Origin of the sequence: Streptomyces sp. NPDC017676, from assembly GCF_044329325.1 — a bacterium.
In the GTDB taxonomy this organism is placed as follows: domain Bacteria; phylum Actinomycetota; class Actinomycetes; order Streptomycetales; family Streptomycetaceae; genus Streptomyces.
The window spans coordinates 464661-483585 of record NZ_JBIRJA010000005.1; the positions used below are offsets into that span (position 1 = coordinate 464661).

General features: G+C 72.1%; 17 protein-coding genes. 3 read left to right on the forward strand and 14 right to left on the reverse strand.

Features of this window, described 5'->3' with window-relative positions:
• Positions 1-8 precede the first annotated feature (8 nt).
• From ACH4LD_RS14305 to aroH, 4 genes are all read right to left on the reverse strand, one after another.
• The gene (locus tag ACH4LD_RS14305) at positions 9-677 is read right to left on the reverse strand and encodes a lysophospholipid acyltransferase family protein (protein WP_398055692.1); all 669 of its coding nucleotides are present in this window, start codon (positions 675-677) and stop codon (positions 9-11) included.
• Entirely contained in the window at positions 674-1369 is a 696-nt protein-coding gene (gene cmk, locus ACH4LD_RS14310) for a (d)CMP kinase (protein WP_132786350.1), read from the reverse strand. Before cmk ends, ACH4LD_RS14305 begins: the two co-directional genes overlap by 4 nt.
• A gap of 98 nt (positions 1370-1467) precedes the next feature.
• Positions 1468-2553 (reverse strand): prephenate dehydrogenase, encoded by a 1086-nt coding sequence (locus ACH4LD_RS14315; protein WP_398055691.1) that lies wholly within the window; start codon positions 2551-2553, stop codon positions 1468-1470.
• The gene (aroH, locus tag ACH4LD_RS14320) at positions 2550-2912 is read right to left on the reverse strand and encodes a chorismate mutase (protein WP_059248520.1); all 363 of its coding nucleotides are present in this window, start codon (positions 2910-2912) and stop codon (positions 2550-2552) included. The genes ACH4LD_RS14315 and aroH overlap by 4 nt, the downstream gene beginning before the upstream one ends.
• Before the next feature lie 147 nt (positions 2913-3059).
• Between aroH and ACH4LD_RS14325 the strand changes: the two genes are divergently transcribed.
• Together ACH4LD_RS14325 and ACH4LD_RS14330 are read left to right on the forward strand one after the other, a co-directional pair.
• Positions 3060-3515, forward strand: a complete 456-nt coding sequence (locus tag ACH4LD_RS14325) for a Rieske (2Fe-2S) protein (protein WP_398055690.1) — start codon at positions 3060-3062, stop codon at positions 3513-3515.
• A 22-nt stretch (positions 3516-3537) separates the two neighbouring features.
• On the forward strand, positions 3538-4281 hold the full coding sequence (locus ACH4LD_RS14330) for a DNA polymerase beta superfamily protein (RefSeq protein WP_398055689.1): 744 nt from the start codon (positions 3538-3540) through the stop codon (positions 4279-4281).
• Between the two features lie 157 nt (positions 4282-4438).
• Here ACH4LD_RS14330 and ACH4LD_RS14335 read toward each other — a convergent pair whose 3' ends face one another.
• From ACH4LD_RS14335 to ACH4LD_RS14380, 10 genes are all read right to left on the reverse strand, one after another.
• Positions 4439-5446: an ADP-ribosylglycohydrolase family protein gene (locus tag ACH4LD_RS14335; protein ID WP_398055688.1), complete on the reverse strand. Its 1008-nt coding sequence runs from the start codon at positions 5444-5446 to the stop codon at positions 4439-4441.
• Positions 5447-5510: 64 nt separating this feature from the next.
• Entirely contained in the window at positions 5511-6572 is a 1062-nt protein-coding gene (locus tag ACH4LD_RS14340) for a pseudouridine synthase (protein ID WP_398055687.1), read from the reverse strand.
• Between the two features lie 13 nt (positions 6573-6585).
• Positions 6586-7236, reverse strand: a complete 651-nt coding sequence (scpB, locus tag ACH4LD_RS14345) for an SMC-Scp complex subunit ScpB (RefSeq protein WP_132786344.1) — start codon at positions 7234-7236, stop codon at positions 6586-6588.
• On the reverse strand, positions 7233-8285 hold the full coding sequence (locus ACH4LD_RS14350) for a segregation and condensation protein A (RefSeq protein WP_398055686.1): 1053 nt from the start codon (positions 8283-8285) through the stop codon (positions 7233-7235). Before ACH4LD_RS14350 ends, scpB begins: the two co-directional genes overlap by 4 nt.
• An 18-nt stretch (positions 8286-8303) precedes the next feature.
• Entirely contained in the window at positions 8304-8852 is a 549-nt protein-coding gene (locus ACH4LD_RS14355) for a hypothetical protein (protein ID WP_103812276.1), read from the reverse strand.
• Positions 8837-9970 (reverse strand): ParA family protein, encoded by a 1134-nt coding sequence (locus ACH4LD_RS14360; RefSeq protein WP_078629566.1) that lies wholly within the window; start codon positions 9968-9970, stop codon positions 8837-8839. Before ACH4LD_RS14360 ends, ACH4LD_RS14355 begins: the two co-directional genes overlap by 16 nt.
• A 379-nt stretch (positions 9971-10349) precedes the next feature.
• Complete coding sequence (gene ald, locus ACH4LD_RS14365; protein WP_398106174.1) at positions 10350-11474, reverse strand: alanine dehydrogenase; 1125 nt, start codon at positions 11472-11474, stop codon at positions 10350-10352.
• A 137-nt stretch (positions 11475-11611) separates the two neighbouring features.
• A complete protein-coding gene (locus tag ACH4LD_RS14370) occupies positions 11612-13672 on the reverse strand; it encodes a tetratricopeptide repeat protein (protein ID WP_398055685.1) in 2061 nt (686 codons plus the stop codon).
• Positions 13673-14068: 396 nt separating this feature from the next.
• Positions 14069-14695 (reverse strand): NUDIX domain-containing protein, encoded by a 627-nt coding sequence (locus tag ACH4LD_RS14375; protein ID WP_398055684.1) that lies wholly within the window; start codon positions 14693-14695, stop codon positions 14069-14071.
• Positions 14696-14796: 101 nt separating this feature from the next.
• Positions 14797-16446 (reverse strand): CTP synthase, encoded by a 1650-nt coding sequence (locus ACH4LD_RS14380; RefSeq protein ID WP_398055683.1) that lies wholly within the window; start codon positions 16444-16446, stop codon positions 14797-14799.
• Positions 16447-16989: 543 nt separating this feature from the next.
• Here ACH4LD_RS14380 and ACH4LD_RS14385 point away from each other — a divergent pair.
• Positions 16990-18792: a glycoside hydrolase family 15 protein gene (locus tag ACH4LD_RS14385; protein ID WP_103812271.1), complete on the forward strand. Its 1803-nt coding sequence runs from the start codon at positions 16990-16992 to the stop codon at positions 18790-18792.
• Positions 18793-18925 lie beyond the last annotated feature (133 nt).

The following is an 18925-nucleotide window of genomic DNA, read 5'->3' on the forward strand; positions in this document are numbered from 1 at the left end:
CTGATCCACTACTCAAGTGTCGCCCGGCGCCCGGTCAGGCGCCTGGCGTTTTCCAGGTGGCTGGTGAGCTGCTTCTGGATGCGCTCGGTCGCCTCGTCCAGCGCCTTGCGCGTACGCCGCCCGCTGCCGTCGCCCGCCGGGAACGCGTCGCCGAAGACGACGTCGACGCGGGAGCGCAGCGGCGGCAGCGCCTTTATCAACCGGCCGGGCCGCTCCGCGCTTCCCAGGACGGCCACGGGGACGATCGGCGCCCCGCTGCGGACCGCGAAGTAGGCCAGCCCGGCGCGCAGCGAGGCGAAGTCGCCCTCGCCCCGGGTGCCCTCCGGGAAGATGCCCAGCACTCCCCCGGCCGCCAGCACGTCGAGGGCCTGGCCGATCGCGGTCCGGTCGGCGGCGGCGCGGTCCACCTTCAGCTGGCCGATGCCGGTCAGGAAGGGGTCCAGCGGGCCGGTGAAGGCTTCCTTCTTGATCAGGAAGTGCGTCGGCCGGGGTGCCACGCCCATGACCATCGGGCCGTCGATGTTGTGGGAGTGGTTCACCGCGAGGATCACCGGGCCGGTGGCCGGCACCTTCCAGGCGCCGAGCACGCGCGGCCGCCACAGCCCGTACATCAGGCCGACGCCGATGCGCCGCCCGATCTCGGCGCCCCGCTCCGACGCGACCGGCGGACGGCTCACTTCCCGGCCCGCTTCTCCTCGACCAGGGTGACGACGCACTCGATGACCTGGGCGAGGGTGAGCTCGGTGGTGTCCACCTCGACCGCGTCGTCGGCCTTGGCGAGCGGCGAGGTCTTGCGGCTGGAGTCGGCCGCGTCCCGCTTGATCAGGGCCTCGCGGGTGGCGTGGACGTCGGCGCCCTTCAGCTCGCCGCTGCGGCGGGCCGCGCGGGCCTCCGGGGAGGCGGTGAGGAAGATCTTCAGGTCGGCGTCCGGCAGGACGGTCGTACCGATGTCCCGGCCCTCGACCACGATGCCGTGCTCCGCGCCGGCGGCCAGGGAGCGCTGCAGCTCGGTGATCCGGGCGCGCACCTCGGGCACCGCGCTGACCGCGCTGACCTTGGAGGTGACCTCCTGGGTGCGGATCGGGCCGGCCACGTCGACGCCGTCGACCGTGATGGTCGGGGCGGCCGGGTCGGTGCCGGAGACGATCTCGGGCTTGCCGGCGACGGCGGCGATCGCGGTCGGGTCGTCCAGGTCGATGCCGTTGGTCACCATCCACCACGTGATCGCCCGGTACTGGGCGCCGGTGTCCAGGTAGCTGAGGCCGAGCTGTGCGGCCACGGCCTTCGACGTGCTCGACTTGCCCGTGCCGGAGGGACCGTCGATGGCGACGATCACGGGCTTGGCGGTCGGGGCGGCGCCGTTTTCCACGGGAGGGCACCTTCCTGGTGAAGGGTGGGAGCGGGGTCCGGGGCGCGAGGGCGCCCCGGACAAGGTTACTGGCTCGCGGGAGGCGCCCTCACCGGGTGTTACTGGCGCAGCGCCCAGCCCCGCTCGCGCAGTGCCCCCTCCAGCACGGGAACCGCCTTCGGTTCCACGCTCAGCTGGACCAGACCGGCCTGCTGCCCGGTCGCGTGCTCGATCCGGACGTCCTCGATGTTGACCCCGGCCCGGCCCGCGTCGGCGAAGATGCGGGCGAGCTGGCCGGGCTGGTCGTCGATGAGGACGACGACGGTCTCGTACGCCCGCGGGGCGCTGCCGTGCTTGCCGGGTACCCGCACCTGGCCCGCGTTCCCGCGCCGCAGCACGTCCTCGATCCCGGCGGTGCCCTCGCCGCGCTTGGCCTCGTCGGAGGACTGCAGGGCGCGCAGCGCCCGGACCGTCTCGTCCAGGTCGGCGGCGACGTCGGAGAGCAGGTCGGCGACCGGTCCCGGGTTCGCGGACAGGATGTCGATCCACATGCGCGGGTCGGAGGCGGCGATCCGGGTCACGTCCCGGATGCCCTGCCCGCACAGCCGTACGGCGGCCTCCTCGGCGTGCTCCAGGCGCGCGGCGACCATGCTGGACACCAGGTGGGGCATGTGGGAGACGAGGGCGACGGCACGGTCGTGGGCGTCGGCGTCCATGACGACCGGTACGGCCCGGCAGTGCGAGACCAGCTCCAGGGCCAGGTTGAGCACCTCGGTGTCGGTGTCCCGGGTCGGGGTGAGCACCCAGGGGCGGCCCTCGAAGAGGTCACCGGTGGCGGCCAGCGGGCCGGACTTCTCCCGGCCGGACATGGGGTGCGTGCCGATGTACGCGGTGAGGTCCAGGCCGAGCGCCTCCAGCTCACGGCGGGGGCCGCCCTTGACGCTGGCGACGTCCACGTAGCCGCGGGCCACGCCCCGGCGCATGGCGTCGGCGAGGATCCGGGCCACATGGGCGGGCGGGGCCGCCACGATCGCCAGGTCGACCGGGCCCTCGGGGGCCTGCTCGGTGCCGGCGCCCAGCGCCGCGGCCGTGCGGGCCTGCTCGGAGTCGTGGTCGGCGAGATGGACGGTGACACCGCGCTGGGTGAGGGCCAGGGCGGCGGAGGTGCCGATGAGGCCGGTTCCGATGACGAGTGCGGTTCTCACTGGGCGATGTCCTTGCGCAGGGCCGCGGCGGCGCCGAGGTAGACGTGGGCGATGTCGGCGCGGGGCCGGTCCGACTCGATGTGCGCGAGGATCCGCACGACGCGGGGCATCGCGCCCTCGATGTCCAGTTCCTGCGCGCAGATCAGGGGGACGTCCACGATGCCGAGCTTGCGGGCCGCGGCGGCCGGGAAGTCGCTGTGCAGGTCGGGGGTGGCCGTGAACCAGATGCTGATCAGGTCGTCGGCGGTCAGCCCGTTCCGCTCCAGGACGGCGGTGAGCAGGGCCCCGACCCGCTCCTCCATGTGACCGGCCTCGTCCCGCTCCAGTTGGACGGCCCCCCGGACCGCTCGTACCGCCACGGCGCTGCTCCTCGCTGACGTGCGTGTTCCGTTCTTGGTCCGTCCAGCGTAGTCAGCCCGCGCGGGACGGGCGTGGGCCGCTCGCTCGCTGAGACGATGCGAGAGTTCCGGTATCCACCGATATGCACATCTGTACGGAGGTCTGACATGACCCAGCCAGCGACACGGCGGACAGTCCTCGCCACGGGCGCCGGTGCGCTCGCCCTGGGATGCGTGGGGTGCGGCGCCGAGAAGGGCGGCGAGGCCGCGTCGGCGTCGTCGGCCCCGGCATCGTCGGCGTCGTCGTCCCCGGCCGCGCAGGAGGCGGCCGGGGACGGGAAGGCGCTGGCGCGGACGAGCGACATCCCGGAGGGCGGCGGCAAGGTGTTCAAGGAGGAGAAGGTGGTGGTCACCCAGCCCAAGAAGGGTGACTTCAAGGCCTTCTCGGCGATCTGCACGCACCAGGGCTGCACGGTGAACACGGTGGCGGACGGCACCATCGACTGCCCCTGCCACGGCAGCAGGTTCCGCATCGAGGACGGCTCGGTGGCCCACGGTCCCGCGACCAGGCCGCTGCCCAAGCGGTCGATCAAGGTGGACGGGAAATCCATCCGCCTGACCTGAGGGTGCCGCGTACGCTCCGGGGATGCAGCCGCAGGATCTCGTACGCGACCACACGATCTACGCCTGTGTCATGGGCTCCCGCGCCTTCGGTCTGGTGACGGACGCCAGCGACACCGACCGGCGCGGGGTGTTCCTCGCCCCGACCCCGCTGTTCTGGCGGTTCGACAAGCCGCCGACGCATGTGGAGGGGCCGGGCGAGGAGCGGTTCTCCTGGGAGTTGGAGCGGTTCTGCGAACTGGCGCTTCGCGGCAACCCGAACATCCTGGAGTGCCTGCACTCCCCGCTGGTGGAGCACGTGGACGACACCGGTCGCGAGCTGCTGTCCCTGCGCGGCGCCTTCCTGTCCCGGCAGGCGTACGACACCTTCACCCGGTACGCCCTCGGCCAGCGCAGGAAGCTCGACGCCGACGTCCGCACGACGGGCGCCCCGCGCTGGAAGCACGCGATGCACCTGCTGCGCCTGCTGATGAGCGCCCGGGACCTGCTGCGCACCGGCGAGCTGCGGATCGACGTCGGTGAGCGGCGCGAGCGCCTGCTGGCGGTGAAGCACGGCGAGGTGCCGTGGGCGGAGGTGGAGGCGTGGATGGCCCGGCTGGCGGCCGAGGCCGAGGAGGCCCTGCGGGGCAGCCCGCTGCCGCCGGAGCCGGACCACGCGCGCGTGGCCGCGTTCCTGTACCGGGTGCGCCGGGCCTCAGCCCTTGAGGCGGAGCCGGACCACCAGGTCGTGCAGGGCGTCCTGGGCACCGTCCGCCCCGGACAGGGCTGAACCGGCCCGCGCCTCGTCCAGCACGGCGCGCGGCCGCCCCACGTCGGCCTCCACGCACGCGTGGCCGACGCCGGCCTTGCCGTGCTCCCGGTCCTGCTCGGCGGCGACACCGGGGGCCGGGACGGCCGGTTCCCGGTGGGCGTCGTCGATCGTGGGCCTAGGTGTCCCAGAGCGCTCCCAGGGTCAACAGGTCGTCTCGGTGCTCGATCCGCTCCGTCCAGTCGGCGGGCCAGGCGGCGGCGCCGAGCCAGGCGCCCGCGAAGGCGCCGGTGAGGCAGGCGATGGAGTCGGAGTCGCCGGCGGTGCAGGCGGCCCGGCGCAGGGCGGTGACGGGTTCGTCGGGGAAGAGCAGGAAGCACAGCAGCCCGGTCGCGAGGGCCTCCTCGGCGATCCAGCCCTCGCCGGTGGCCAGGCAGGGGTCGGTCTCCGGGGAGACGGTCCGCGCGGCCTCCTGGAGCCGGCCGAGGATCTCCAGGCACTCGTCCCAGCCGCGCGCGATGAACTGCTCGGGGCCGGGGTCCTGCGAGCGGGTCCACAGGTCGCCGAGCCAGGTGCGGTGGTAGCGGGTGCGGTTCCGAAGGGCGTGGGAGCGCAGGTGCCCGACCAGTCCGGCCGGGTCGGTGCCCTGGGCGAGCAGGTGGACGGCGTGCGCGGTGAGGTCGGAGGCGGCCAGCGCGGTGGGGTGGCCGTGGGTGAGTGCGGCCTGCAACTGGGCGGCGCCGGCGCGCTGTTCGGCGCTCAGTCCGGGGGCGAGCCCGACCGGGGCGACCCGCATGTTGGCGCCGCAGCCCTTGGAGTCGATCCGGCTGGCGTCCTGCCAGGCCCGGCCCTCCGCCTTGAGCAGCTCGCAGGCCCGCAGACAGGTGGTGCCGGGGGCGCGGTTGTTCTCGGGCGACTCGTACCAGTCCACGAACTCCTCGCGCAGGGGCCGCTCCAGCCGCTTGGGGGCGAGGGGTCCGCGCTCCATGGCCGTGCGCAGGGCTCGCCCGAGGGCGAGGGTCATCTGAGTGTCGTCGGAGACGAAGGCCCGCTTCGGCAGCTCCATCTCCCGCCAGGGCCCGCACTTGGCGAGGATCGACGGCACGTCGTTGAACTCGGTCGGGAAGCCGAGGGCGTCCCCGAGGGCGAGGCCGAGGAGTGCTCCGGTCGCCGGCTGCTTGGGCATATGCGTCATCCCCCTTTATCGTCATCATGACAATAAAGGGGGACGGTGATCACGGCAAGGCGCTTTAGAGGTCGACTTCCTTCATCAGCATGCCGACCTCGGTGTTGGACAGGCGGCGCAGCCAGCCCGACTTCTGGTCGCCGAGGGTGATCGGGCCGAAGGCGGTGCGCACCAGCTTGTCGACGGGGAAGCCCGCCTCGGCCAGCATGCGGCGCACGATGTGCTTGCGGCCCTCGTGCAGGGTCACCTCGACCAGGTAGTTCTTGCCGGTCTGCTCCACCACGCGGAAGTGGTCCGCGCGCGCGTAGCCGTCCTCCAGCTGGATGCCGTCCTTCAGCCGCTTGCCCAGGTCGCGCGGGATCGGGCCGACGATGTGCGCGAGGTAGGTCTTCTTCACGCCGTACTTGGGGTGCGTCAGGCGGTGGGCCAGCTCACCGTGGTTGGTGAGCAGGATGACGCCCTCGGTCTCGGTGTCCAGCCGGCCGACGTGGAAGAGCCGGGTCTCGCGGTTGGTCACGTAGTCACCGAGGCACTGCCGGCCCTCCGGGTCCTCCATGGTGGAGACCACGCCCGCGGGCTTGTTCAGCGAGAAGAACTGGTACGACTGGGTCGCCACCGTCAGGCCGTCGACCTTGACCTCGTCCTTCTCGGGGTCGACCCGCTTGCCCTGCTCGGTGACGATCTCGCCGTTCACCTCGACCCGGGCCTGGTCGATCAGCTCCTCGCAGGCGCGCCGGGAGCCGTAGCCCGCGCGTGCGAGGACCTTCTGCAGCCGCTCGCCCTCCTGCTCGGCGCCCGGGAAGGTCTTGGGCAGCTTGATGTCCTTCTTGTCCGCGTACCGCTCCCGGTTGCGCTCCTCGACCCGCGTCTCGTACTCGCGGGAGCGCGACGGGGCCGTACGGCCGCCCTGCTGGGGCCGCTTCGGGCCGCCCTTGGCCCCTCCCCTCGCGGCACCGCCGCGCCCGGCCTTGGGGCCGTCCTTGGTGGCCCCCGGGCCCACGTCGTAGCGGCGCTCCTCGGGGCGGGGCTTGCGGGGCCGGCCCTGCCCCTGCTTCTGGTCCCTGTCGTTGCCGGCACCGCGGTAGTTACCGCGCCCGCCGCTCTTGCCGCTGCCGCTGCTTCGCATCAAGGTTTCCGTCTTAGTCGTCTGCGTCCTGACCGCCGGGCGCGTCGGGCGCGTCCGGGTCGAACGACGGGACTCCCTCCTGGGTCTCGGCCTCGATCGCCTCCGCCTCCGGGAGGAAGGGCGCGAGCTCCGGGAGCTCGTCCAGGCCACGCAGGCCCATCCGCTCCAGGAAGTAGTTCGTCGTCCTGTACAGGATCGCACCTGTTTCGGGTTCCGTGCCCGCCTCCTCGACCAGACCGCGCTGGAGGAGGGTGCGCATCACGCCGTCGCAGTTCACCCCGCGCACGGCGGAGACCCGGCTGCGGCTGACCGGCTGGCGGTAGGCGACGACCGCCAGGGTCTCCAGCGCGGCCTGGGTGAGCCGGGCGGTCTGGCCGTCCAGGACCAGCCGCTCGACGGCGGGCGCGTAGGCGGCGCGGGTGTAGAAGCGCCAGCCACCCGCGACGAACCGCAGCTCGAAGCCGCGGCCCTGCACGGTGTACTCGTCGGCCAGCTCGCGCAGGGCGTCCGCGACCTGCCGTTCGGGCCGCTCCAGGATCTTCGCCAGGTGCCCCTCGGTCGCGGGCTCGTCCACGACCATGAGCATCGCCTCCAGGGCGGGCTTGAGGTCGAGTTCGGCGACGGTCCGCGGCCCGGCCGGTACCCCGGCGGTCTGATCGCTCATGGCTTCTTCTCCTCCTCGGGCGGCGCGGGCGGCCGGTCGAACTCGTCCGTGACCATCAGCCCCGCGTCCGCGTCGCCGCCGGTCCAGCGCACGGTCAGCTCCCCCAGCGCGGCCTCCTGCTCCAGGGCCACGGCCTTCTCCCGGTACAGCTCCAGCAGGGCGAGGAACCGCGCCACGACGGTGAGCGTGTCGTCGGTGTCCTCGATCAGCGCCCGGAAGCTGGCCTCGCCCAGCTCGCGCAGCCGGGCGACCACGATCCCGGCCTGCTCCTGCACGCTGACCAGCGGGGCGTGGATGTGGTCGACGTACACCTGCGGTCTGGGCTTGGGCTGCATGGCCTTGACGGCGAGCCTGGCGAAGCCCTCGGGGCCGATGCTGATGACGACCTCGGGCAGCAGCTCGGCGTGCTGCGGTTCGAGGCCGACGGTACGGGGACGGCGCCGGGCCTCGTCGTCGAGCCGCTGGTCGAAGATGTCGGCGACCTGTTTGTAGGCGCGGTACTGGAGCAGCCGGGCGAACAGCAGGTCCCGGGCCTCCAGCAGGGCCAGGTCGGCCTCGTCCTCCACCTCGGCGGCGGGCAGCAGCCGGGCGGCCTTGAGGTCGAGCAGCGTGGCCGCGACGACCAGGAACTCCGTGGTCTGGTCCAGGTCCCAGTCGGCTCCCATGGCCCGGATGTGCGCCATGAACTCGTCGGTGACCTTCGACAGGGCGACCTCGGTGACGTCCAGCTTGTGCTTGGAGATCAGCTGGAGGAGCAGGTCGAAGGGGCCCTCGAAGTTCGCGAGACGGACCTTGAAGACGCCGTCGGAAGCGGGCTCGGAGCCAACGGGCTCGGACTCAGCGGGCTCAGGCTCGGCGGGCTCAGGCTCGGGCAGATCCGGCTCGGGCAGATCCGGCTCGTACTCAGGCAGCTCGGGCTCGGGCAGCTCGGGCTCGGGAGACTCCACGGGTACGGCGGCCGGCTCGTCCGGCGCGGCTCCCGGTCCTCGCCCCAGCGCACGCCGACGACCGGCGGATGCGCCGGGGGCAGGGGCTCCGTTCGAGGTCATGGCCCCCGCAGGCTACCGCTACCGCCCGCGCAGCCGTCGCACGAGGATGCTCGCGTCACCACGGGACTCCAGGTCGGCCAGGACCACGGCCACCGCCTCGCGGACGATCCGCCCGCGGTCCACCGCGAGCCCGTGCTCGCCGCGGAGCACCAGTCGCGCGTGCTCCAGGTCCATCAGCTCCTCGGCGGAGACGTAGACGGTGATCTTCTCGTCGTGCCGCTCGCGCCCGCTGGGCCGCCGGGCCGCCGACCGTCCGCGCTTGCGCGGCTGCGCGGCGGCAGGACCCTCCTGCGCCGCCTGCCGGCGCGCCGGGCGGGTGCGGGACTCGCCGGCCTCGGCCGGCTCGGCCTCCACCGCCACATGCTCCGCGCCCTCTCCGTCACCGCTCTGGACGGGCACCGACTGCGGTGCGTCCTCGGCTGCGGCCGCCTCGTCGCTCTCCCCCGCGGGAGCCGGCACCCGGGCCTCGCCGTTGGCCGCGCGCCGGGGCGTGGACGGCTGGAGTGCCATCCCCCCGGTCGTGCGGAACAGTTCGTCGGCCCCGGGCAGACTCACTCGGCGTGACACCGGGCGAGCACCTCCCTGGCGAGCTGGCGGTAGGCGGCGGCACCGACGGAGTTGGAGGCGTACGTGGTGATCGGCTCACCGGCGACCGTGGTCTCCGGGAAGCGGACCGTGCGGCCGATGACCGTGTGGTAGACGTGGTCGTCGAAGGCCTCGACCACGCGGGCCAGCACCTCGCGGCTGTGCACCGTGCGCGAGTCGTACATCGTGGCGAGGATGCCGTCGAGCTCCAGCTCGGGGTTGAGCCGCTCCTGGACCTTCTCGATGGTCTCGGTCAGCAGGGCCACACCGCGCAGGGCGAAGAACTCGCACTCCAGCGGCACGATCACCTTGTGCGCGGCCGTCAGCGCGTTGACGGTGAGCAGGCCGAGCGAGGGCTGGCAGTCGATGACGATGTAGTCGTAGTCGGGCAGCAGCGGCTTCAGGGCGCGCTGGAGCGTCGACTCGCGCGCGACCTCGGAGACCAGCTGGACCTCGGCGGCCGACAGGTCGATGTTGGACGGCAGCAGGTCCATGTTGGGGACCGCCGTCTTCAGCAGGACCTCGTCCGCGGACATGCCCCGCTCCATGAGCAGGTTGTAGACGGTGAGGTCCAGCTCCATCGGGTTGACGCCGAGACCGACCGACAGCGCGCCCTGCGGGTCGAAGTCCACGAGCAGCACGCGCCGGCCGTACTCCGCGAGCGCGGCACCCAGGTTGATGGTCGACGTCGTCTTGCCGACGCCGCCCTTCTGGTTGCACATCGCGATGATCGTCGCGGGGCCGTGGTCGGTCAGCGGGCCCGGGATCGGGAAGTACGGCAGCGGGCGTCCGGTCGGGCCGATGCGCTCACGGCGCTGGCGGGCCGCGTCGGGCGCGAGCGTGGCCGCGTACTCGGGATCGGGCTCGTACTCGGCGTCGGGGTCGTAGAAGTGCCCCTCGGGCAGTTCGTCGTAGTCGGCGAAGTGGTTGTGGGGCGCGCCACTTCCGTCGCCGGCCATGGCGTTCACGTGATGGCCATCCATGCTCTGGTGTGCTGTCCCGGCCGCCTGCGGACCGGAACTCTGGTGGGCTGCGAAGGTGCGCACAGCTACGGAGCCGACAGCCTCGAATCCCGCGGGGCCCTGGCCCCGTGCAGGCATTCCTGGTTGACCACCCCCGGGAGAAAATGTCGACTCATTCACAAGTCGTCTTACCTCCTTGGTGACCAGGAAACTTCTAGACAAGGTCAGCGTGGCACCATGCCGACGGTTGGCGACTCTATGGCGTGTCGGGCGTCCGCAGCAACACAATCCGCCGGACCCGGCCCGATGTGTCGGCAATGAAACATCCCGCTGTCAAGGGCGTACGGCCGTCGCACGGCAGGTTTCACCGGTGTGCGAATCGGTCGAAGGGTTACGTTCGAGGCGAGTTGACCGAGAGCCGCAAAGTGACCATACACACACCCGGCCGGACCTTGTCGGGCAAGGTCCGGCCGGGTGCGCGCTGTTGACGAACCGTGTTGACGAATCGCCTTTTGGGTCAGCCGAGAAGGCTCTCCAGCTCCACGTGGTCCAGGCCGTGGGCCTCGGCGACCTCCTTGTAAACCACCTTGCCGTCATGGGTGTTGAGACCCTTGGCGAGCGCGGCGTCGCGGCGCAGCGCCTCCACCCAGCCGTTGTTGGCCACGGAGACGATGTACGGCAGCGTCGCGTTGGTGAGGGCGTTGGTGGAGGTGTTGGGCACCGCGCCCGGCATGTTGGCGACGCAGTAGAAGACCGAGTTGTGCACCCGGAAGGTCGGCTCGGCGTGCGTGGTGGGACGGGAGTCCTCGAAGCAGCCGCCCTGGTCGATCGCGATGTCGACAAGGACACTTCCCGGCTTCATGCGGGACACCATCTCGTTGGTGACCAGCTTCGGGGCCTTGGCGCCCGGGATGAGGACCGCGCCGATGACGAGGTCGGCGTCGAGGACGGCCTTCTCCAGCTCGAAGGCGTTGGACATGATCGCCTTGACCTTCGTGCCGAAGATCCGGTCGGCCTCGCGCAGCTTGTTGATGTCGCGGTCGAGCAGGGTCACCTCGAAGCCCATGCCGATGGCGACCTGGGTGGCGTTCCAGCCGGAGACACCGCCGCCGATGACGACGGCCTTGGCCGGGGTCACGCCCGGCACGCCGCCCGGCAGCACGCCGCGTCCGCCGGCCGCGCGCATCAGGTGGTAGGCGCCGACCTGCGGGGCCAGCCGGCCCGCGACCTCGGACATCGGGGCGAGCAGCGGCAGGGCGCGGTTCGGCAGCTCGACGGTCTCGTAGGCGATGGCCGTGGTGCCGGACTCGATCAGCGCGTCCGTGCACTCCTTGGACGCGGCCAGGTGCAGGTAGGTGAAGAGGATCTGGTCCTTGCGCAGGCGGTGGTACTCCTCGGCGATGGGCTCCTTGACCTTCAGCAGCAGGTCGGCGGCGGCCCACACCTCGTCGGCCGTGTCGAGGATGGCGGCACCGGCAGAGACGTACTCCTCGTCCGTGATGGAGGAGCCGAGGCCGGCGCCCCGCTCGACGACGACCTGGTGGCCGTTGCGCACCAGCTCGTGCACACCGGCGGGGGTGATGGCCACCCGGAACTCGTTGTTCTTGACCTCGCGGGGGATGCCGACCTTCACGTCGATCACGGTCCTTGGCTCAGAGGGTAGGGGGTGCATTTACAGACGTACCCAGACATGCGGGGGCATACCGGGAGACACCGCAGGAGAACGAGCGGCAGAGCCAGTCTAATGAAGGCGTTCCGGCTGTCTAGCCTTTCATTGCATCAATCTTCACTGGGCGCACTACGGATTTCGCAGGCGTTAGCGTCGTGTTCCAGCCTTGCGTCCTCTTCCGGCGGCTCCTCACCCAGCATGCGCTCCGCCGCGGCGCGGTGCAGACGGGCCGACGCGGGGTCGCCCAGCCGGTCCAGGGTGTCGGCGAGGCGTAGCTGCAGTGCGGCCTGCAACCGCGCGTCCTCGGCGCGCCGCGCCCACTCCACGGCCTCCTGGCAGGTGCGCAGCGACTCCTCGGGCCGCCCCGCGTACTCCTGCACCCGGGCGATCTCACTCAACGCCCGCGCGCTGGCGGCGACATCGCCGCTCCTGCGGTAGCCGGCGAGGGCGGCCCGCCAGTTCCGCAGCGCCTCCCCGTAACGGCCCGCGTAGGTGTGGGCGGTGCCGATACGGCCGTACAGCCGGGCCGCCTCCGGGTGCTCCCCCCGGGCCAGCCGCTCGGCCAGCGCCCGGCCGAACCAGTCGGCGGCCCGGTCGTGATCCCCCAGCTCCTGGTAGGCGCCGCCTACGGATTCCATCGCGCGGCCGGTCGCGTACGGGTCGTTCGCCTCGCGTCCGGCGTCCAGGGCGGCCCGGTAGCGGACCAGTGCCTCCCGGGTCCGGCCGGTCTGCGCGTCCAGATCACCCAGGTTCAGCAGGGCCGCGGCCTTCTCCCGGGGCAGCCCGCGCCGCTCGGCCACGTCCAGGACGAGGCCGTGCAGGCCGTACAGGTCGGCTGCGGCGGCCTGCGTGCCGACATGCGCCGCCAGGGCCCTGACGAGCTGGGACATCAGCCGCCGGGCGAGGGTGTCCAGCTCGCCGTCGGCCACCGCGAGGCGCGCCGACGCCAGCAGGGCGGGCCGCCGGATGCGCAGCCAGTCGGCGGCGGCCCGCGGGGTCGGGAAACGCAGCGCGGGAGGCAGGCCGCTCAGCTTCTCCCGGGCCTGCGGGCTGTCCGTCTCGGTGATCGCCCGGCACGACTGCAGCAGCCGTACCGTCCGCTCCAGCATCCGGGCCCGGGCCAGCTGCAACTCCGCGGGCCGCTCCTGGGCCTCCGCCAGGGCGCGCAGCAGCGGGTGCAGACAGCCGGGGACCTCGTACTGGGGCAGCGGGGAGTCCAGCGCGCGCAGCAGCCCGAGGGCGACGAGGTCGTCCAGGGTGGCGCGGGCGGCGTCGACCGAGCAGCCGGCGAGCGCGGAGGCGGTGTGCGGGTCGGCCAGTCCGGCCGGGGCGAGGCAGAGCAGTCGCAGTATGCGGGCGGCCGGGCCGGGCAGCTGGTCGTACACGAGCCGGAAGACGCGGGACAGCGGGGTGCCGTCCGCGCCGCCGTCGGCGTGCAGCCGCTTGGTGAGGTCGGAGACGGCGGCCTGGGGGCGGGCGGCGAGCCAGCCGCCGGCCAGCACCAGCGCGGCCGGGTGGCCCTGGCAGGCCTCGACCAGGCTCTCCGCCGAGCGCGGGTCGACGGTGACGCGGACGGAGCCGGCGTAGCCGGTGAGCAGTTCCACCGCGGACTTGGTGTCGAGGCCGCCGAGCGTGCAGGGGCGGACGTCCGCGATGCCGGTGAGCGGGCCCCCGGAGACGGCCACCACCAGGCAGTCCGGGGCGTCCGGGAGCAGCGCGTCGACCTGCTCGGCGCCGGCCGCGTCGTCGAGCAGGAGCAGCATCCGCCGGCCGGCGAGGGCGGCGCGCAGGGCCGCGGCCAGGTCGTCCTCGGCGGCTCCGGCGGGGGCGGGCAGCTCCAGTGCGGCGAGCAGGTCGCGGGCTGCCTGCTCCACGGGCACCGGCGTGCCGCCGGGCTCGCTCAGCCGGGCGCGCAGCACTCCGTCGGGGTAGCGGCCGGCGACCTGCCGGACGAGTTGCTCGGCGAGGCGGGTCCGGCCGGAGCCGGGGCGGCCGGCGATGAGGAGCACGCGCGCGCGGGGGGCCTTGCGGCCGGAGAGAGTGTCCAGTCCGGCGCGCTGGATGTCGGCGCGCAGCTCCTTCAACTCCCGCGTCCGGCCCAGGAATCGGTCCTCCCTGGCCGGGTGCGCGGTCCGCTCCGCACCGTCTGGGTCCACCGCCTGATCCGTCACGGGCCACACTCCCGTCCCACCGCACGCGCAAGCCCGCCGGTGTCTTCCGATGCGGGCGTTGAAGAGCCTAGTTCACGCTCTGCGACGTTCCGGGAAGAGCGCGGCGGGGGGATCGCCCGATCGGATCAGGCGATCGTCACACCGGTGGTCCGAACGAGTACGGACGGGTCCCGGGGGGCGGGTCGGGTCCCGGACGCGCCGGGTCGGGTCCCGGACGGGTCAGGTCCCAGACGGGCGGGGCCGGGCCCCAGACAGGCCGGGTCGCGTTCGAGGCAGGCCGGCCGCGTCCGGACGGGGTCGAGCCGGGCCCCAGACAGGCCGAGGAAGTCCCAGACGGGCCGGGCCGCGTCCGGACGGGGCGGGGCCGGGGCCGGGCCGCGTCCGGACGGGGCCGGGTCAGCTCTCGAAGGGGCGTGCCGGCCAGGGCGCGTCGGCGGGGCGCAGCGCGTCCAGGCCGTCCCCGTCACGGGCGGCGACCAGGGAGAGCACGCCCACCACGAGGCAGTTGTTGTGCAGGTCCCCGGCCAGGACGCGGCGCACCAGCTCCTCGACCGGCACGCGCGCGAGCTGCATGTCGGTCTCCTCGTGCTCCGCCGCGAAGCGCTCGCCCTCGGCGTCGGACAGGCCACGGGCCAGGAAGATCCGTACGGCCTCGTCGCAGCCGCCCGGGGTGGTGTACACGTCGGTCAGCACCCGCCAGTCCTCGGCCTTGACGTGCGCCTCCTCGTACAGCTCCCGCTGCGCCGCGTGCAGCGGGTTCTCGCCGGGCACGTCCAGCAGCCCGGCCGGGATCTCCCACAGCTTGTGCCGCACCGGGTGCCGGTACTGGTTGATCAGCAGCACCCGGTCCTCCTCGTCCAGGGCGAGGACGGCCACGGAGCCGGGGTGGACCTGGTAGTCACGGCGGGCCACCGACCCGTCGGGCATGACCACGTCGTCCGTGCGGACGGAGGTCTTGTTGCCCGTGAAGGGGGTGTCCGTGGCCCGGATCTCCCACTCCTCGGGGGTGTCCTTGATCGTCATGCCCTGTCCTTCCACGTGCTGTTCCAAAACTCCGGCCGACGAAGAAAGCCGGGGCGCTCACCTTTGAAGGTTCGCACCCCGGCCACCGTACAACTGGTGTGTTACTTCGAGTTCTTCCGCTCCACCGCGGCCTTCACCAGGCCGGCGAAGAGCGGGTTCGCGCGGGTCGGCCGCGAGCGCAGCTCCGGGTGCGCCTGCGTGGCGACCAGGTACGGGTGGACGTCACGCGGGTACTCCACGTACTCCACGAGCTTGCCGTCGGGGGAGGTGCCGGAGAAGACGATGCCGGCCTTCTTCTCCAGTTCCGCGCGGTAGGCGTTGTTGACCTCGTAGCGGTGCCGGTGGCGCTCCTCGACGTACTCCTTGCCGTCGTAGACCTCACGCACGATCGAGTCCTCGGCCAGCTTGGCCGGGTACATGCCCAGCCGCATGGTGCCGCCCATGTCGCCCTCACCGGCGACGATGTCGAGCTGCTCGGCCATGGTGGAGATGACCGGGTGGGCGGTGGCCGGGTCGAACTCGGTGGAGTTGGCGTCCGGGATGTCGGCCAGGTTGCGGGCGGCCTCGATCACGATGCACTGCAGGCCCAGGCACAGGCCGAGCAGCGGGATCTTGTTCTCCCGGGCGTAGCGGATCGCGCCGACCTTGCCGAGCACACCCCGGTCGCCGAAGCCGCCGGGGATGCAGACGCCGTCCACGTCCGCGAGCTGGGCCTTGGCGCCGGCCGGGGTCTTGCAGTCGTCGGAGGTGACCCACTTGATCTTCACGCGGGCCTTGTTGGCGAAGCCGCCCGCGCGCAGCGCCTCGGTGACCGACAGGTAGGCGTCGGGCAGGTCGATGTACTTGCCGACCAGCGCCAGGGTGACCTCGTGGTCGGGGTTGTGGACGCGGTCGAGCAGGTCGTCCCAGGTCGTCCAGTCCACGTCCCTGAAGGGCAGGTCGAGCTTGCGGACCACGTAGGCGTCCAGGCCCTCGGCGTGCACGACCTTGGGGATGTCGTAGATCGAGCGGGCGTCGGGGCAGGCGACGACGGCGGCCTCGTCGACGTCGCACATCAGGGAGATCTTCCGCTTGATCGCGGTCGGCACCTCCCGGTCGCAGCGCAGCACGATCGCGTCCGGCTGGATACCGATGTTCCTGAGCGCGGCCACCGAGTGCTGGGTCGGCTTGGTCTTCAGCTCACCGGACGGGCCGATGTAGGGCAGCAGCGAGATGTGCACGACGAAGACGTTGTCCCGGCCGACCTCGTGGCGGACCTGGCGGACGGTCTCCAGGAACGGCAGCGACTCGATGTCACCGACCGTGCCGCCGACCTCGGTGATCACGACGTCGACCTCGTCGGTGGCCATGCGCCGGATGCGGTGCTTGATCTCGTTGGTGATGTGCGGGATGACCTGCACCGTGTCGCCCAGGTACTCACCGCGGCGCTCCTTGGCGATCACGGTGGAGTAGACCTGCCCTGTGGTGACGTTGGCGCTGCCGTCCAGGTCGCGGTCGAGGAACCGCTCGTAGTGGCCGATGTCCAGGTCGGTCTCGGCGCCGTCGTTGGTGACGAACACCTCACCGTGCTGGAAGGGGTTCATCGTGCCCGGGTCGACGTTCAGGTACGGGTCGAGCTTCTGCATCACGACACGCAGGCCCCGCGCCTTGAGCAGCATGCCCAGGCTGGAGGCGGTCAGGCCCTTGCCGAGCGAGGAGGCGACACCCCCGGTCACGAAGATGTGCTTGGTCGTCGTGGTGTTGGGCGGCATGGCCAAGAGGGGGCTCCCGTGGTCGCGGTCTGGGGGGTGCGATACGGCGACCCTTCCGGGTGTTTCCGGAGGTGCCGTCGCTGCGGTTCGGGGGTTTTCTCCCACCGGTCCACGGGCTACCAGCGTATCAGCGCCTGGGCGAGATGGCTCCCGGCCACTCTTCGCACTCGCCCGGGCACAGCGGGCCGCCACAGAGGTCACGGGGGTCACTCGGGTCATCGCGCGGACACACGGTCCTCACCCGGTGCTCACTCGTTCGGCCCACACAGGTTGCCCGGAGCGGCACGCAGATCATCTGCGTGCGTCGTATCCTGCTCGGACATTGGCTGCCGAGCCCGGCCGGAACGACGGCACACCCCCGCCAACATCACCCGGAACAACGAGAGCGCGGCAGTTCGTTGAGCAAGGACTGTCGTGTTTGCCTCAGGGCTCGGCGGGCTGCTTTGCTTCACCGCTCAACGACGCTTAACAACGATCCCTTGACCGCACTAGCGACAGCCCCCTGCGCGGGGGTGTGACGTGGCCGTTCGACTGGAGTTGCACGTGGCCGGGCGCATCGAAGACTACGCACTCATCGGAGACATGCAGACCGCGGCGCTGGTCTGCCGGGATGGCACGGTGGACTGGCTGTGCCTGCCCCGCTTCGACTCGCATGCCATCTTCGCCGGCCTGCTGGGCACCGAGGAGCACGGCTTCTGGCGGCTCGGACCGGCGCACGCCGCGGACGCCAAGCCGCCCACGGCCGCCCGGCGCAGCTACCGCGGCGACTCGCTGATCCTGGAATCCGAGTGGGACACCCCGCGCGGCACGGTCCGTGTGACCGATTTCATGCCCCCGCGTGACGGTGCCCCGCAGCTCATCCGGATCGTGGAGGGCGTCACCGGCCGGGTCCCGATGCGCTCGGCCCTGCGGATGCGGTTCTCCTACGGCCGGGTGGTGCCGTGGGTGCACAAGCACGAGGGACGCACGGTGGCCGTCGCCGGACCGGACTCGGTGTGGTTCGACACCGAGGCCGAGACCTACGGCAAGGCGCTCACCACCTACGCCGACTTCACGGTCGCCCCGGGTGACCGGATCGCGTTCACCATCTCCTGGCAGCCGTCGCACAAGCAGCCGCCGCCGCTGCCGGAGCCGGAGGCCTCGTTGGAGGCCACGGAGGACTTCTGGCGCGAGTGGGTCGAGCACTGTACGTACCACGGGCCGTACCGCGAGGCGGTGATCCGCTCGCTGATCACCCTGAAGGCGCTGACCTACGCCCCCACGGGCGGCATCGTCGCGGCGCCGACGACCTCCCTGCCCGAGGACATCGGGGGTGTGCGCAACTGGGACTACCGCTACACCTGGCTGCGGGACGCGGCGATCACCCTGTCCTCGCTGCTGCGCACGGGCTACCGCGAGGAGGCCCGCGCCTGGCGCGAGTGGCTGCTGCGCGCGGTCGCCGGCGACCCGGAGAACCTGCAGATCATGTACGGCATCGCCGGTGAGCGCGAGCTGGGCGAGGCCGAGCTGGACTGGCTGCCCGGCTACGAGTGCTCGGCCCCGGTCCGGGTCGGCAACGGCGCCGCGCACCAGCTCCAGCTGGACGTGTACGGCGAGGTCACCGAGGCCCTGCACCTGGGCCACATGACCGGGCTCGCCCGCAATGACTACGCCTCCCTGCTCCAGCTGAAGCTGATCCGCTACCTGGAGGACCACTGGCAGGAGCCGGACGAGGGCATCTGGGAGGTGCGCGGCCCGCGCCGGCACTTCGTGCACTCCAAGGTGATGGCCTGGGTCGCCGTCGACCGCACGATCAAGCTGATCGAGTCCGGTGACGCGGACGGCCCGCTGGAGCGCTGGAAGGAACTGCGCGACGACATCCACCGGGACGTGTGCGAGAAGGGCTACGACAAGGAGCGCAACACCTTCACCCAGTCCTACGGCTCCCAGGAGCTGGACGCCTCTCTGCTGCTCATTCCGCAGATGGGCTTCCTGCCGCCGGACGACAAGCGGGTGATCGGCACCATCGAGGCCATCCAGCGCGAGCTGTCCACCCCGGACGGGTTCATCCTGCGCTACCCGACGGAGGGCGACCGCGCGGGCGTCGACGGCCTGCCGGGTGACGAGGGCGCGTTCCTGGCCTGCTCGTTCTGGATGGCGGACGACCTGGCGATGATCGGCCGCGTCGACGAGGCCCGCAAGCTGTTCGAGAAGCTCCTCGCGCTGCGCAACGACCTCGGTCTGCTCGCCGAGGAGTGGGACCCGCGCCTGAAGCGCCAGGTGGGCAACTTCCCGCAGGCGTTCAGCCACGTCCCGCTGATCGACACGGCCCTGCGGCTGACCGCGTCGGGCGCGTACGGCGGCTAGACGCTCCGCCAGGCGCGCCGTGCGGGGGTCTCCGGCCGGCTGCGGGCGCGTCGGGGCTCGTCGCGCAGTTCCCCGCGCCCCTTCGGGCGGCGCCGTCCGCCTACGCTGGAACCGGACAGATGCCCCTTTGCCG

Excerpts from the sequence above, each read along its gene's own strand:
- ACH4LD_RS14335 (WP_398055688.1), bottom strand. The coding sequence starts at position 5,446 with ATGCCCAAGCAGCCGGCGACCGGAGCACTCCTCGGCCTCGCCCTCGGG.
- ACH4LD_RS14380 (WP_398055683.1), bottom strand. The coding sequence starts at position 16,446 with ATGCCGCCCAACACCACGACGACCAAGCACATCTTCGTGACCGGGGGT.
- ACH4LD_RS14330 (WP_398055689.1), top strand. The coding sequence starts at position 3,538 with ATGCAGCCGCAGGATCTCGTACGCGACCACACGATCTACGCCTGTGTC.
- ACH4LD_RS14375 (WP_398055684.1), bottom strand. The coding sequence starts at position 14,695 with ATGACGATCAAGGACACCCCCGAGGAGTGGGAGATCCGGGCCACGGAC.
- scpB (WP_132786344.1), bottom strand. The coding sequence starts at position 7,236 with ATGAGCGATCAGACCGCCGGGGTACCGGCCGGGCCGCGGACCGTCGCC.
- ACH4LD_RS14340 (WP_398055687.1), bottom strand. The coding sequence starts at position 6,572 with ATGCGAAGCAGCGGCAGCGGCAAGAGCGGCGGGCGCGGTAACTACCGC.
- ACH4LD_RS14360 (WP_078629566.1), bottom strand. The coding sequence starts at position 9,970 with ATGCCTGCACGGGGCCAGGGCCCCGCGGGATTCGAGGCTGTCGGCTCC.
- ACH4LD_RS14350 (WP_398055686.1), bottom strand. The coding sequence starts at position 8,285 with ATGACCTCGAACGGAGCCCCTGCCCCCGGCGCATCCGCCGGTCGTCGG.
- ACH4LD_RS14325 (WP_398055690.1), top strand. The coding sequence starts at position 3,060 with ATGACCCAGCCAGCGACACGGCGGACAGTCCTCGCCACGGGCGCCGGT.